The sequence below is a fragment of the Xanthomonas sp. fls2-241-TYG-148 genome, assembly GCF_030208815.1.
Lineage (GTDB): Bacteria > Pseudomonadota > Gammaproteobacteria > Xanthomonadales > Xanthomonadaceae > Xanthomonas > Xanthomonas campestris.
In genome coordinates this window covers 207,268-221,673 of record NZ_JARVTE010000018.1, presented here as the reverse complement: position 1 = coordinate 221,673, position 14,406 = coordinate 207,268, and the positions used below count along the sequence as shown (strand labels likewise).

The window sequence follows — 14,406 nt, the reverse complement described above, 5'->3', positions numbered from 1 at the left end:
CGCGCACGGGCGGCGGCGGAACATCACGGGGGGCTGCAGACCGCGTCCGGGTCGCCGGCATCGCAAGCCGGTTGCTGGTCGTCGGGCAGACGCAGGCCCGGGCGCACCAGGCCGAACGCGCGGTATGGCGTGCCGCTGGCGGAGAGATCGACAAAGGCCACCACGCGGCTGGCCGAACTCTGCGCCCGCGCCGCGAAGGCCGAAGTCGGCACGTTGAAGCCGGAGGTACCGGCCAGGTCGAGCAGCCCGCCATCGGCGGTGGTGGCGTTGAAGTAGGCCGGCGGCGCACCGACCGCGCTGATGGTCTGGGTGCCGCTGCCGATCACGTACAGCGGGTTGTCCTGGGTGCCAATCCGGCCGGTGGCCGCATAGGTGCCGGTGCCGTTGCGCAGCGTTGCGCGGCCGTCCTGCAGCAGGTCGCCGCGTACCGACAGGAACAACGGGCTGTTGCCGGCATCCACGCTGTAGCTGCTGCCGTTCGCCAGCACCAGCAGCAGGTTGCCGGCGTTGGTCAGGCTGAAGCCGCTGCCGGCGGTGAAGTTGCCCAGGCGGCCGATGCGGTTGTCGATGAAGCTGGCGGCATCACCCAGCACCACCGCGCCACCGGCGCTGCCACTGAGCAGGCCCGCCTCGATCCAGCTGCCGGCACGCTGACGGATGCCAGCCACCGCCTGCAGCCAGCTGCTGGCGCCGCTGAGCTGCCCCTCCAGCAGCAGTTCGCCGCCACTGCGCAGGCGCAGCGAGGCACCGCCATCGACGCGGCCATTCACCAGCAACGTGCGGTTGCTGACCACATCCAGGCCCTGCGCACTGAAATCACCCAGTGCGGCGATGGCGTTGTTGGCGCCGGTCAGCGTGACCGCCCCCGCAGCGCTACCGCTCAGGCGGCCAGCCGTGAGGCTGCCGCCGGTCTGGGTGATGGCGCCGCCGCTGCGCAACGCGACGTTGCCGGCACTGTTGATGTCGTGCCCGAGCACGACGCCGCTGCCGCCGCTCAAGGCGATGCTCCCACCGCTGAGTGTGCCGGTGCTGGCGAGCTGGATGCCGGCCTGCAGGTTGAGTGCGTCGGTGGCCTGGGCGCTGACCGCCAGCACGTCACGATCAACAATGGCGATGCTGCCGCCGGTGGCCTGCACGTTGCCCTGGAAGTCGTTGTTGGCGTCGGTCAGCACGATGTCGCCGCTGCCGGCGTCCAGCACGCTGGTGCCGGCCACGGTCAATGCGCCTTGTTGGGTGATGGCGCCACCGGTCGCCAACGGCGTGACCGCCGCTGCCACAAATCCGGTGCCGGCCGCGTTGCTGCCGCCCTGCGTGCGCGCAATCAGCGTGCCGCCAATGCGGCCCTGCCCCAGATCCAGGCCACCCGTGCTGGCGACATCCAGCGCGCCGACGTCCAGCGTTCCCAAGGCCAGCGCGTTGCGGTCGCGCAGGCGGCTGTCGCCACCGGAGAGCGACACTGCAGACTGGAAGTCGTTGCCTGCATTGTCCAGGGTGATGCCGGCGCCGCTGCTGTTGATGCGGGTGCTGCCGGTGATGGTGAGCGCACCACTCTGGGTGACCACACCGCCATTGGTGTTGGCGACCAGATCGCCGTTGATCAGGCCAACGCCCAGGTTCATCGCACCGGTGCTGGTGACCTGCAAGCTGCCGGTGTCCAGCGTCCCCAGGCTCAGGGCATTGCTGTCGCGCACGGTGGTGGCGCCACCGCGCAGCGCGAGCAGGCCCTGGAAATCACTGCCTGCGGCATCCAGCGCGATTGCGCCGCTGCCGGCATCGACCACCGCGTTGCCCGCCACCTGCACTGCACCACCGGACTGGGTGATCGCCGCATTGGTGCTGGTCAAGGTCAGCGTGCCGGCGGTCAGCGTGTTGCTCAGCGCAATGCCGTTGGCACCGGTCAATTGCACCGCACCACCGCGCAACGGACCTGCTGCCGCCAGCATGCCGCCGTTGGCCGCCAGTGTCAGCGCAGCGGTGCCGGTGTCGATCTGGCTGACAGGCAGGCTCAGGCCGCCGCCGGCAACCAGCGACACCGCGGCGTTGGCACCACTCTGCAGCGCAGCAACGCTCAGATCGTTGCGATCCTGCAACGCGATGGCATTGCCACTCAGTGCGACCGTGCTGCCGAAATCATTGTTGGCGTCGGTCAACACGATATCGCCGCTGCCTGCAGTCAACGTGGCTGTACCAAACACCGACAACGCACCGCCCTGGGTAATCGCCGCATTGCCGCTGGTCGCGGTGAGTGCACCGCGCACGCTGCCACTGCCCAGGTTCAAGGCGCCCGCGCTGGTGGCGGTGAGCGCATCGGTGGAGAGCGTGCCCAGGGTGAGGGTGTTGCCGGCGATCTGCACGTCGGCACCATTGAGGTTCACTGCGCCTGCAAACCTGTTGGCACTGTTATTCAGTGCGATGTTGCCACTGCTTGCATCGAGGGTGGCGGTGCCTGCAACGGACAAGGCGTCGGTCTGTGTCAGCGCACCGCCGTTGCTTTGCGCAGTCAAGGCACCGTCGATCGTGCCACTGCCCAGGTTCAAGTCCCCCGTGCTGGTTGCGCGCAAAGCACCGGTGCGCAGCGTGCCCAATGTCAATGCCGTGCGGTCGACGATCTGGGTATCGCCACCGCTCAGCGACACCGCGCCACCGAAGTCGTTGCCGGCATCGGTCAAGGCGATTGCGTTAGTGCCCGCCTCGAGGCTGCTGGTGCCGGCAACCATGAGTGCGCCGTTCTGGTCGATCGCACCATTGGCGTTGGCCACCAGTGCGCCGTTGACGGTTCCCGTTCCCAGGGTCAGTGCGCCGCCACTGGCAAGCGTCAACGCGCCAGTATTGAGCGTGCCCATGCGCAATGCAGAGGCATCGACCACCTCGGTGGCGCCGCCGCTCAGCGATACCGCGCCGACGAAGTCGTTGCCGGCGTCTGTCAAGCGGATCGTGTTGGCACCCGCATCGAAAGCGCTTTCGCCAGCGATGGCCAGTGCGCCGCTCTGGCTGATTGCGTTGCCATTGCTGCTGGCGATCAGGCTGTCAGCACGTCCGCTGCCGAGGTTCAACGCACCATTGCTACGCAGCTGCAACGCCCCGGTATCGATGGTGCCCAGCGTGAGCGCAGTGTTATTGCGCAGTTGCGTGGCGCGACCGCGAAGGTCGACCGGACCTTGCAAGGCATTATTTGTATCGCTGAGCGTGATGCTGCCAGTACCGGCGTCGAGCGTGCTGGCGCCAGCCACGTTCAGCGCGCCGCTCTGACTGATTTCGCCGTTGGTGCTGGTCGCCTGCAACGTCCCCGCCACCGTGCCGCTGCCCAGATTCAAGGCGCCGACGCTGGTCGCGGTCAGGTTGCCGGTGGACAGCAGGCCCAGGGCGAGCGCGTTGCGATCCTGAAGGCGGACATCGCCACCGGTCAGCGTAACGGCACCACCGAAATCGTTGCCGCTATCGCGCAGATCAATGCTGGCAGTGCCGGCGTTCAAGCTAGAAGGACCACCCACCGACAACGCACCGCCCTGGATGATCGCCGCGTTGCCGCTGCTAGCGGTGAGTACACCGCGCACGCTGCCGAGGCCCAGGTTCAAGGCGCCAGTGCTGGTGGCGGTGAGCGCATCAACGGACAGCGTACCAAAGGTCAGGGCTGTGTCATTGCTGATCCGGGTCGCGCCACCGCTCAGGCTGAGTGCACCCTGGAAGGCGTTGCCAGCACTGTCCAAGGTGATCCCGCCGGCACCCGCATTCAATGCGACGATGCCGCCGACGCTGAGCGCACCGTTCTGAGTGATGGGGCCATTGTTGGTGATCGCACTCAGGGAGTTGGCAATGCTGCCGGCGCCGAGATCCAGTGCAGCGCCAGCGAAGGTGGTCAACGAATCGGCTGCCACAGTCCCGAAGGCCAATGCGTTGCGATCGACGATGTCGACGTTGCTGCCTACTACCGAAAGCGCCTCGACAAAATCGTTATTGCTATTGGTCAACACGATGTCGCCGCTGCCTGCATTCAACGTGGCTGTACCACCGACCGACAACGCACCGCCCTGGGTAATCGCCGCATTGCCGCTGGTCGCGGTGAGTGCACCGTGCACGCTGCCACTGCCCAGGTTCAAGGCGCCCGCGCTGGTGGCGGTGAGCGCATCGGTGGATAGCGTGCCCAGGGTGAGGGTATTGCTGTCGCGGACCTGCGTGGCACCGCCGCTCAAGTTGAGCAGGCCGACAAAGTCGTTGCTCGCGCTGGTCAGGCTGACAGCACCACTGCCTGCATTGATCGTTGTGTTGCCTGCCGCAGTGATTGCGCCAGCGCTCTGGGTGATCGCGGCGTTGGCGGTCTGCATGCTGAGCGCGCCGGTGCTGCGCACAGCGTGCCCAAGCATCAGGCCATCGCGCGCGGTCAGGCGGACGTTGGCACCGCTCAGGTCACCGCCGGTGGCCAGGGCGCCGCCATTGGCGACGAGGGTGAGGTCGGCACTGCCGGTCTCCAGTGCCTGCGTCGGCAGCACCAGTGCGCCACCGGCGGTCAGCGAGATCGCGGCATTGCTGCCGCTGCTGAGTGAGGACACCACCAGGTCGCTGCGGTCGGTGACGATGATGCCGGTGCCGGTGAGGTTGATGCCGCTGCGGAAGTCGTTGCCGGCCGAGCCCAGTGCGATCGCGCCGGTGCCGGCGTTGAGCGTGGCCGTTCCGCCGATGTCGAATACGCCGCCGCTCTGGAGGATGGCGGCGTTGGTGGTCGTCACCGCCAGCGTACCGGTGCTGGTCACGTCCTGCGCAAAGGTCACGCCATCGCGGCCGGCCAGTGTGAGGTTGCGGCCGGCCAGCGCGCCGGTGGTGAGTGCACCGCCGTTGGCCCGCAGGGTGAGATCGGCGCTACCGGTGTCGATGACCTGCGCGAGCAGCGTTAGTGCGCCACCGGCGGTGAGCGAGACCGCGCCATTGCTGCCGCTGTTCAATGACGACACGGTCAGGTCGTTGCGGTCGACCACGCTGATGCCGGTGCCGGTCAGGCTGATGCCGCTGCGGAAGTCGTTGTTGGCACTGCTCAAACTGAGCGTGCCACCACCAGCATTGGCCAGCGCGGCGCCGGTGACATCCAGCGTGCCGGCGGTCTGGGCGATGGCAACGTCGCTGCCCAGCTGCAAGGTGCCGCTGGTGGTCACGTCATGCGCCAGGGTGAGGCCGTCACGTCCGCGCAACGTGATGTTGCGACCGCTGAGCGTGCCCGCCGTGCTCAGCGCACCGCCGTTGGCGATCAGGGTCAGATCTGCGCTGCCGGTGTTGAAGGCTTGCGCGGGCAGCACCAATGCGCCACCGGCGGTCAGCGAGATCGCGGCATTGCTGCCGCTGCTGAGCGCCGAAACGGTGAGAGCGTTTTGGTCGACCACGGTGATGCCGGTGCCGGTGAGGTTGATGCCGCTGCGGAAGTCGTTGCCGGCCGAGTCCAGCGTGATCGCGCCGGTGCCTGCGTTGAGCGTGGCCGCACCGCCGATATCGAATACGCCGCCGTTCTGGAGGATGACTGCGTTGGTGGTCGTCACCGCAAGCGTGCCGGTGCTGGTCACGTCCTGCGCGAAGGTCACGCCATCGCGTCCGGTCAGTGTGAGATTGCGGCCGGCAAGTGCGTCGGTGGTGAGTGCACCGCCGTTGGCACGCAGGGTGAGATCGGCGCTGCCGGTGTCGATGACCTGCGCGGGCAGCGTTAGTGCGCCACCGGCGGTGAGCGAGACGGCGCCATTGCTGCCGCTGTTGAGTGCGGTGATCACGAGGTCGTTTTGGTCGACCACGGTGATGCCGGTGCCGGTCAGGCTGATGCCGCTGCGGAAGTCGTTGTTGGCGTTGGCCAGCGTCACCGCGCCGGTGCCAGCGTTGATGGTGGCCGCGCCGCTGACGTCGAGTAGGCCGCTGCTCTGGGTGATGCCACCGGTGCTGCTGATCAGTGCAAGCGTCCCGGGAGTGATGACGTTGCCACCCAGGGTGATGCCGTTGATCCCGGTCAGGCTGATGTTGTTGCCGGCCAGGACACCGGAGGTGGTCAGGCGGGTGCCGCTACGCAGCGTCAAGTTGGCGGTGCCGGTGTCGATGTCGGCCAGCGGCAGGGTCAGCGCGCCACCGGCCTGCAACGAGAGCGCGTTGTTGCTTCCGTTGGTGAGTGCGCTCACGGTCAGATCGTTTTGATCGACGACGCTGATGCCGTTCCCGCTGACGCTGAGCGTGCTGCGGAAATCGTTGCCGGCTGCGTTCAAGGCAATGCCGCTAGCGGCATCGACGGTGGCCGCACCGGTGGCATCGATGGCGCCCGCATCCTGGACGATCGCGCCACTGCTGCTGGTCAGTTCCAGCGTGCCGGCACTGGTGAGGTTGCCGCTCAGGCTGATGCCGTCGCGCCCGGAGAGCAGCACGTTGTTGCCGGTGAGTGCGCCATTGCTGGTCAGCACGCCGCCGTTGGCACGTAGCGTGAGATCGGCGCTGCCGGTGTTGATCGCCTGCGTGGGCAGGGTCAGTGCACTGCCGGCGGTGAGCGAAACGGCGCCGTTCGCACCACCGGTCAGCGAGGACACCACCAGCTCGGTTTGATCGACCACGGTGATACCGGTTCCGCTCACGCTGACGCTGTCGCGGAATTCGTTGCCGGCACGCCCGAGGTTAAGCGTGCCGCCGGCCATGGCCGTGGCGGAGCCGCCGCTGTCCAATAAGCCGCCGGTCTGGTTGATGTTGCCGGCGCTACTGCTCAGCACCAGCGTCCCGGTGCTGGTGATGTCGTGGTTGAGCGTGATGCCATCGCGCCCGCTCAGGCTGACATTCCGTCCGCGCAGGTCTGCGCGTGTACTCAGCGTGCCGCCGCCGGACACCAGATTCAGATCGGCGCTGCCGGTGTCGAACGACTGCACAGGCAGGATCAGGCTGCCGCCAGCCTGCAGATCGATGCCGGTATTGCCGGCCGAGGTCAACGACGCAACCTGCAAGGTCGTGCGATCGACCACGCGCATGCCCGCGCCGGTCAGGCTGATGGCCTGACCAAAATCATTGTTGGCGCCGGCGAGGTTGATGGCACCGGCACCTGCGTTGATCGTGCTGGTGCCGGTCACCGTGAGCGCGCCGGCGGTTTGGTCGATCGCACCCGTGCTGCTGGTCAAGGCCAGCGTGCCAGTCGCGGTGACGGCGTGGGCCAGGGAAATGCCGTTGGTGCCGGTCAGGCTGACGTTGCTGCCGGACAGCGCCGCAGCGGTGCTCAAACTGTCTCCGCTACGCAAGCTAAGGTCGGCGCTGCCGGTGTTGATGGCGGTGGTCGGCAACGTCAGCCGGCCGCCGGCGTTCAAGGACAGCGCACTGTTGCTGGACTGGCTCAGGCTGCCGATCGTCAAGGCACCCGCGGCGTTGACTGCGACATTGCCGCCGGTGGCGCTGAAGGTCCCGCCAAACGTATTGGCCGCGTTGTTCAGCGTCAGCGCATTGCCGGCCAGGGAAAAATTACTGTCTCCGCCAACGGTCAGCGCAGCGGTCTGGGTCAGGCCGTTGGCATTGGTCAAGCTCAGGGTGCCACCCACGTCCAGCATGCCGAGTGTGGCGATGCGGTTACTGCCGCTGAAACTCGCGCTGCCGCCGATGCTGCCGCCCAGGGTGCCCGCAGTGTAGACGCCGCTCTGCTGCACGCTGCGGTCGGTGCTGATGCTGATCGCGCCGCTACCCACGTCGATGCTGCCACTGCCGGCAATGCCGACGTTTGCGCCACCGTTGGCGATCAGCGAGACGCTGCCGTCGACGCCGGAAATCGCCGCCGCGCGGATGATGCCGCTGTTGTTGATCAGCTGGTCGAACAGGCCTTGTGCCGCGCGCGCCTGCAGCGTGATGGTGCCACCGGGCGCGCTGAGGGTGCCATTGTTTTCTACTGCCACGCTGTCCAGCTGCAGCGGCAAGGCCTTGTCGACAACGACGCCAAAGCCACCGCTTTCGAAGGTGAGGGTGACCTTGTCGGCGCCGACCAAATTGATGTTGCCCGCGCTGGCGGTGATGGTGCCGTGGTTGACCACCTTGCCGCCGATCAGGTCGACCGCTCCGGCGGCGGCGTTGATGGTGCCGCTGTTGGACATCAGCGCGACCGTATTGCCGCCGGCATCGAGCACATCGTTGCCGGTCATGAAGCTGGAAGCGGTGGTGCCCAAGGTGCTGGCCACCAGACCGCCGACATTGATCTGCGCGGTACTGCCGAAGATCATGCCGTTGGTGTTGATCAAAAACACCTGACCGTTGGCGTTGAGATTGCCGAAGATCTGCGTGGGATTGCCGCTCTGGATCAGGTTGAGCACCGCCGCGTTGCTGGACGGCTGGTTGAAGGTCACCGTAGCCGATGAGCCGATGTCGAACGCGGACCAGGTCAGCGCCATGCGGTTGGAGGTCTGGGTGATGGACTGGCTGCCCCCGCTGGCCGCATTGATGCTGCCGGTGCCGCCGACGATGCTGCCGCCGGTGGGCAGTTGCGTGGCGCTGACCTGCGCCATCACCGCAGTCGGCACGCTGGCGGTCAGGCAGGCCGCCAGCGCGAGTGCCAGCGGGCAATGCCGCAGCGGGAGGGCGCGCGGAGGGCGCGGGCAATGCGAAGCGTGGTTGGTGGCGTGCATGCGCAAAACCCTCAGAAAGTGAAGCCGAACCGCGTGTAGTAACGGACATCGTCGCGACCATCGGAGGCCAGGTGGCTTCCGGTCGGCAACGCAGCGCTGATGCGCCATTCGAAATTGGCAAACTGCGGCAGTCGGAAGGTGGCGCCGAGGCCGGCCGCATCGAAGCTGACCGGGGCGCTCCTGCCGTTGGACGCGAACACACGGGCGTGATCGGCGAACACATCGAATTCCAGCAGTTCGCGCCAGGGGCGGCCGTTGAACGGCGAGGCGGCATCGGCAAAGCCGGGCGCATCGACGTGGTATTCCAGCGCGGTGTAATACCCGCGATCGCCCAATGCATCGGACACCGGATAGGCACGCACGCTGTCGGGGCCACCGACGGCAAACTGCTCCATCGGGGTCAGCGTGTCGTTGCTGTATTGGCCATTGAACTTGAAATACAGGCGCTGGGTGCGGGTGAGATATTGCAGGCGCGTGTACGCCAGCCGCGCTACGGTGAAATAGCTGTCGCGGCCAGGGCTGACCTGATCCACCGCCGCCGAGCGATCGCGCACGGATTGGCGTGCGCTGACCTGCAACAAGTCCACGCCGCGCCAACGCAGATCGGTGCGGCGCACCGAGGCACCCAGCTCCACCACATCGAATCTCTGGTCGGACAACTGCATGCCCAACGCCTCCAGCCGCGATTGTTCCTGCAGATAGCGCGCCGAGCCCTGCACCTGCAGCAATTCGCGGTTGACGAATTTCCAGTCTGCGCCGGCGTAGACCACCGAAGTCGGACCCCTGAGGCCGAGCAGTGCGAACACGCCGTTGCGCACTTCCAGTTCGCTACGGCTGGCGCCGACCACCGCGCTCAGGCCCGAAACCTGCGACACCGGCAAGGCGTAGGACAGCGCGCCGATCTGGCTCTGCCGCGGCGACAGCGAATAGGCGTAGTTGGCGGCGAACACATCGCCCACGCCGAACGGGCTGTTCCAGGTGATGCCGGCTTGTGCGCGATAGCGCCCTGTCAGTTCGGTGCCGTAGTTGTTGCCGCCCAGGCTGATGACATACGGCCGCGCGGCTTCGCTGGCGACCAGCACCACGTCGGTTTCGCCGGCATTCTGGCCCGGCTGCAACACCGAGGACACTGAAACCCCGGGCAGATCGCGCGCATACAGCAGCGCGGTGTCCACGTCCTGCTTGCGCAGCGGGCGGCCCTGCAACTGCCGCAGCGGCGCGGCCAGCGCGGTGCCGCGGTAGCGCGCGGCGCCCTGCACGCTGACCTGGCCGATACGGCCTTCGAGCATGCGGATCTCGATGCGTTGCTCCGGCCCGGGCGTCTGCGCCGGCAGGTAGGCAGTGCTGACGATGAAGCCGGCAGTGCGATAGGTGCGGGTGATGGTGTCGGCCACCGCCTGCAGCTGATCGAAGCGCAGCGCCACCACCGGCTGGCCTTGCGCCAGTTCGGCGAAGGCGGCGTCGGCCACGGCCTGCACGCGCGCCGGGTCGATGCCGGCATCCGGATAGGTGCCCACGCCCTGCACGCGAAAGCCGCGAACCGGCAGGGTGAGGGTGCTGTCGCTCCGATCCTTCACCGCCGGCAGCGCCGCAGCGCGCGCCGCCACCGTGGCATCGGTTGCCGTCTGCGCCCAGGCAGGCACGGCCAGCACGAGGCACGCGGACACCGCCGCGGCCAGACACGTCATACGCATTCGTCCATTTCCCCTAAGACAATCCGTTGTGGAGCGAGGCCGACGTGCCCGGTGGCGCTGGTCGTCCGCACAGGGGCGGTGACGCGGCAATTGGCACAGCTGACCGCATCACTTGCTGAACGCGGATCGAACCCCGACGTACATTTACGGAATATTAGCAATATTAGCGTGACGAAAATCACACTTACGAAGATTGCGACAGGCCGGCGCCCCCATTTGCGCTGCCGGGTCCGCTCACCTGGCAGGCTCGACTGGCCTCCGGCGGCAGTGGGCAGGGCGTTGCGCAGGGTCACGCCCTGGGCCTGGCGGGCGGCGTCCAGCACGCTGCGGCGCCGGGCGCGGTACTGCGCGCGGTCCAGCTGGCCGTGCTGGTGCGCCTGCGCCAGCGCCTGCAACTGCGCGTTGGCCGGGTGCGGGGCGGTGCTCATGGCAGCTCCCGCAATACGCGCAAGCCCACGTCCGGTTGCGCGGAGCCATTGTCGGCACGGCTGGCCTGCACGGTGCAGTCCGACCAGTAACTGGCGAAGCTGCCACCGCGCGTCTGTACGCCGCCACCGGTACTGACCCATTCCCAGACGTTGCCGGTGAGATTGATCAGGCCCCAGGGGTTGGGTTCGCGCCCGCGAGCCGACACCGGGGCGCGCGGGCCGTCGCCGGCGGTGGCGGTGGGCGGCACGCAGTTGCTGTCTTCGGCCTGCCGCCAGTTGGCTGCAGCCTGCGCGGCGTGCAGCCACTCGGCGTCGCTGGGCAGGCGGTAACGCCAGCCGCCGCTGCCGATGGTGAGCCAGCGCAGGTAGGCGCGCGCCTGGGTCAGGCTGATGTTGCGCACCGGTGCACGCGCCAGCTCGGGCGTGGCGGCCGCCTGTGCGGTGCAGCGGCCGGTGGCCTGGCAAAACAGATTGAAGTCGGCTACCGCCACTTCGCCGCGCGACAGCGCGTACGGGGTGCCCCCGGGCAGGCCGGGGATCACCACCAGCATCGGGCCGCGGGTGTCGCCCAGGGTGTCGAAGCAGGCCGCGCCCCGCCCCGCCAGCCCGGTGGCGCCGCACGGGTCCGGGCCGGTGGGAACCGGCGGCAGGCCGGCCTCATCGTCCACCCTGGTGGGCAGTGGCGCCGCCGGTCGCGCCGGCGCCGTGCCGGCTGCGCCAGGCTTGCCGGTGGTGGCCTTGCCGCGTGCGGGCTTGGCGCCTGCGGCCGGGGTCTCGGCAGCGGCGCTGGGTGCCACGCTGTCCGACGCCGGCGCATCGCCGGCCGGGGCACGCTGCAGCCGGGCAGCGAGCGTGCCTTCGGGCAGTTGGCCGGCGGCCTTGAGCTGGGCTTCCAGTTGGGTCATCGCGGTGGCGTCGGTGCGGTACAGCGCCTGCAGGCGCTGGCCCAGTGGCTGGCGCTCGGCGGCCGGCACGGTGCCGGCGCGCATTACCGCGGCGACCACCGCATAACGCGCCTGCGCGCTACGCAGTTCCGCGCGCTGGCCAAGCGTCTGCACGCCCTGGGCCAGCAGTTCGGCCGCCTGTGCATAGCGGCCCTGCGCGAAGGCGTCGGCGGCGGTGCTGCGGTACACCTGCGACAGCAGTTGCGGGCCTTCGCTGCGCAGCAACGGATGCTCAGGTTGCAGCGTGCGGATGCGTGCCAGCGCGTCGCCGGTCTTGCCCAGATCGTTGGCGGCCGCGGCGCGGCGCAGCGACTCGATGCTGCCGGCCACATCGGCCTCGGCGCTTTCGCGGGCCAGTGCCTGGTCCATCTGCTGGCGCAGCGTCTGCAGGCGCGCGCGCTGGGCAAGCAACTCGGCCGACTGCGGTTGCAGGCCCAGGCCGAAATCCACCAGCGCCTGCGCGCCGGGCAGTTGCGCCGGGTCATTCTGTGGCGCGACGATACCGGCGATGGCCGCGGCCACGGCCGTGCCCTGGGTGCTGCGCTCGGCGGTGGGCAATGCACGCAACGCTGCGTCCACGCGTGCGCGCCAGGCGGGGTCAACGGCAGGCTGCGCAAGATCAGCAGCCAGCGCCTGGCGGGCGGCAGCCGCATCGCGCGGCAATGCGGCCACCGCGGTGCGCTTGGCCTGCTGCTCGGCCACGTCCACCTCGGCGCTTCGCAGCTGCAGCCGCAACGACTCGGGAAACACCGCGCGCGCCTGTTCCAGCTCGGTGCGCGCAGTGGCCAGCCGGCCGGCGGCCACGGCCTGCGCGATGGCCGCATCCAGGCGCACTTCCAGCGTGGAATGCCGCAGCAGGCTGCTGCCGGGGTCGATGCGGCGCACCTGGTCCAGGGTGGCTAATGCGTTGTCGGCCTGGCTGCGGAACAGCAGCCCGGCGTCGAGCTGACGGTTGAGCGTGGTGTCGAGCGCGTTGAGGCGTTCGTTCTTTTCGCGCTCCATGGTCTGGCGGCGCGCATCCAGCGCTGGCGAATACAGGCGCAGCCGGTCGCGCAGCGCAAACACATGCAGCGCGCCGCGATAATCGTCGTGGCCGTTGGCCGGATTCCACAGCGCATCCAGGCGGCGCAGCAGGAAATCCTCGATCAGATCGCTGCGGTCCATCAGCACGCGGCGGCGGTCGTCGGCACTGAGGCTGGACAGCGCCTGCATGGCCTCGGTTTCGTTGCGATAGCGCTGCGGATCCTGCGCACCGAAGCGCGCGATCACCTCGTCCAACTGGCGCTGATGCAGATAGCGCGACGCGCCCCACCCGCCCAGGCCCAGCAGCACCAACGCGGTGGCGCCATAGCCCAGCACCGGCAGCGCGCGTTCGCGCAGCGGAATCTGGCGCAGGCCATCGAGCAACTGGTCCACACGCTTGAGGCGCTGTGCCGCGGGGAACGCAACTGCCGCGCACAAGGTGGCGTACTGGCGGCGGGTCAGGCCGGGCACCGGCGGCGGGCGGCGGCCCTCGCGCAGGGCCACTTCGGCACTGAGCTTGTCGAACGGGTGCTTGCCGGTGAGCAATTCGAAACACACGCAACCCAGCGCATACAGATCGTCGGCCGGGGTGGGGTCTTGGCCACGAATCATTTCCAGGCTGGCATAGGCCGGCGTGAGCGCGCCCAGCGTGGCGGCGTCGAACACGGTCTGTTCACCGGCGACATCGGCGGCGTGCTTGCCGGCGCGCGCGATGCCGAAGTCGAACACCTTGGCCACGCCCTCGCGGGTGACCATGACGTTGCCGGGTTTGAAATCCGAATGCACCACGCCGGCGGCGTGCGCGCGGATCAAGGCGCGGCCCATGCCGTCGATCAAGGGCCAGGCCTGTTTCAGCGGCATGCCATTGAAGGCCTGTTCGCGGATCAGGGTTTTCAGATCGCAGCCGTCGATGTACTCCATGGTCATGAAGACCAGGGTGCGGTCCTTGTCGAAGTCGTACACGCGCACGATGTGGTCGTGCGCCAGTTTCTGCGAGCGCCGCGCTTCGCGCTGCAAGGCGACCAAGGCATCGGGATGGCGGCGGAACTCGTCGCTGAGCACTTTCACTGCCAGCCAGGGATCGCGGTCGCGTGCTTCCACCTTGCGTTCGTCGCGGGCCAGATACACCACGCCCATGCCGCCGCGCCCGAGTTCGCGCTCCAGCAGGAAGCGCCCCTTGAGCAGGCTGCCGACGCCGGCGTGCTCGCCACCGGCGGCATCGGCCAAAGCGCGCCAGCTGGACAGGCTGGCCGTGCCGGCGGTGCCGGTGCCGGTCTGCGTGCCCACGCCGGTCTGGGTGCCGATGCCCAGGCTGGTGAGGCTGGGCACCTCATTCGGCAGCGGCAGTGCCGGCTGCACGCGGGTGATGTCGTCGTCCTGCACGCGCGGCGCGGCGCGCAGCGGCATCACCACGGTGGCGTCGTCGTCTGCGGGCGCAGGTGCTGCGGTGGGCGGCGTTGCGGCGATCGCTGCCGGTGCCGGTGCCGGCGCGGCATGGCGCAGGGCTTCCAGGCGGCTGATCAGGGTGGTGACGGTGGTGGTGTCGAGCAGGTGTTCGCGCTGCAGGCTCCACAGCGTTTCCACCCCGGCGCGGTATTCGGCCTCGGGCAGGGCCTGGCGCTTGCCGAGTGCGGCCAGCACGGCGGGCAGGTCGAGTGCGCCGCTGCGCATGGCGGTGACGAGTTCGGTCACGGTGGCGGTGTCTTCATGCATGCGG

At 68.5% G+C, this 14,406-nt stretch carries 4 protein-coding genes; all 4 read right to left on the bottom strand.

Annotated elements, in window-relative coordinates; genetic code table 11:
• Window positions 1-23: 23 nt before the first annotated feature.
• The 4 genes from QRM60_RS17370 to QRM60_RS17355 are packed head-to-tail and all read right to left on the bottom strand — an operon-like array spanning window position 24 to window position 14,402.
• Window positions 24-8,600 carry a filamentous hemagglutinin N-terminal domain-containing protein gene (locus QRM60_RS17370; protein WP_285446715.1) on the bottom strand — a complete coding sequence of 2,859 codons (8,577 nt, stop codon included), beginning with the start codon at window positions 8,598-8,600 and terminating at the stop codon, window positions 24-26.
• 11 nt (window positions 8,601-8,611) lie between these two features.
• Window positions 8,612-10,288, bottom strand: coding sequence for a ShlB/FhaC/HecB family hemolysin secretion/activation protein (locus QRM60_RS17365; protein WP_115557298.1), 1,677 nt, complete (start codon window positions 10,286-10,288; stop codon window positions 8,612-8,614).
• Complete coding sequence (locus tag QRM60_RS17360; RefSeq protein WP_285446714.1) at window positions 10,285-10,722, bottom strand: hypothetical protein; 438 nt, start codon at window positions 10,720-10,722, stop codon at window positions 10,285-10,287. Before QRM60_RS17360 ends, QRM60_RS17365 begins: the two co-directional genes overlap by 4 nt.
• Window positions 10,719-14,402, bottom strand: coding sequence for a bifunctional serine/threonine-protein kinase/formylglycine-generating enzyme family protein (locus tag QRM60_RS17355; protein WP_285446713.1), 3,684 nt, complete (start codon window positions 14,400-14,402; stop codon window positions 10,719-10,721). Before QRM60_RS17355 ends, QRM60_RS17360 begins: the two co-directional genes overlap by 4 nt.
• Between the last annotated feature and the right edge of the window lie 4 nt (window positions 14,403-14,406).

What these genes read in the sequence shown, in the direction of transcription:
- QRM60_RS17370 (WP_285446715.1), bottom strand. Translation starts at nt 8,600, where the DNA reads ATGCACGCCACCAACCACGCTTCGCATTGCCCGCGCCCTCCGCGCGCC.
- QRM60_RS17365 (WP_115557298.1), bottom strand. Translation starts at nt 10,288, where the DNA reads ATGACGTGTCTGGCCGCGGCGGTGTCCGCGTGCCTCGTGCTGGCCGTG.
- QRM60_RS17360 (WP_285446714.1), bottom strand. Translation starts at nt 10,722, where the DNA reads ATGAGCACCGCCCCGCACCCGGCCAACGCGCAGTTGCAGGCGCTGGCG.
- QRM60_RS17355 (WP_285446713.1), bottom strand. Translation starts at nt 14,402, where the DNA reads ATGCATGAAGACACCGCCACCGTGACCGAACTCGTCACCGCCATGCGC.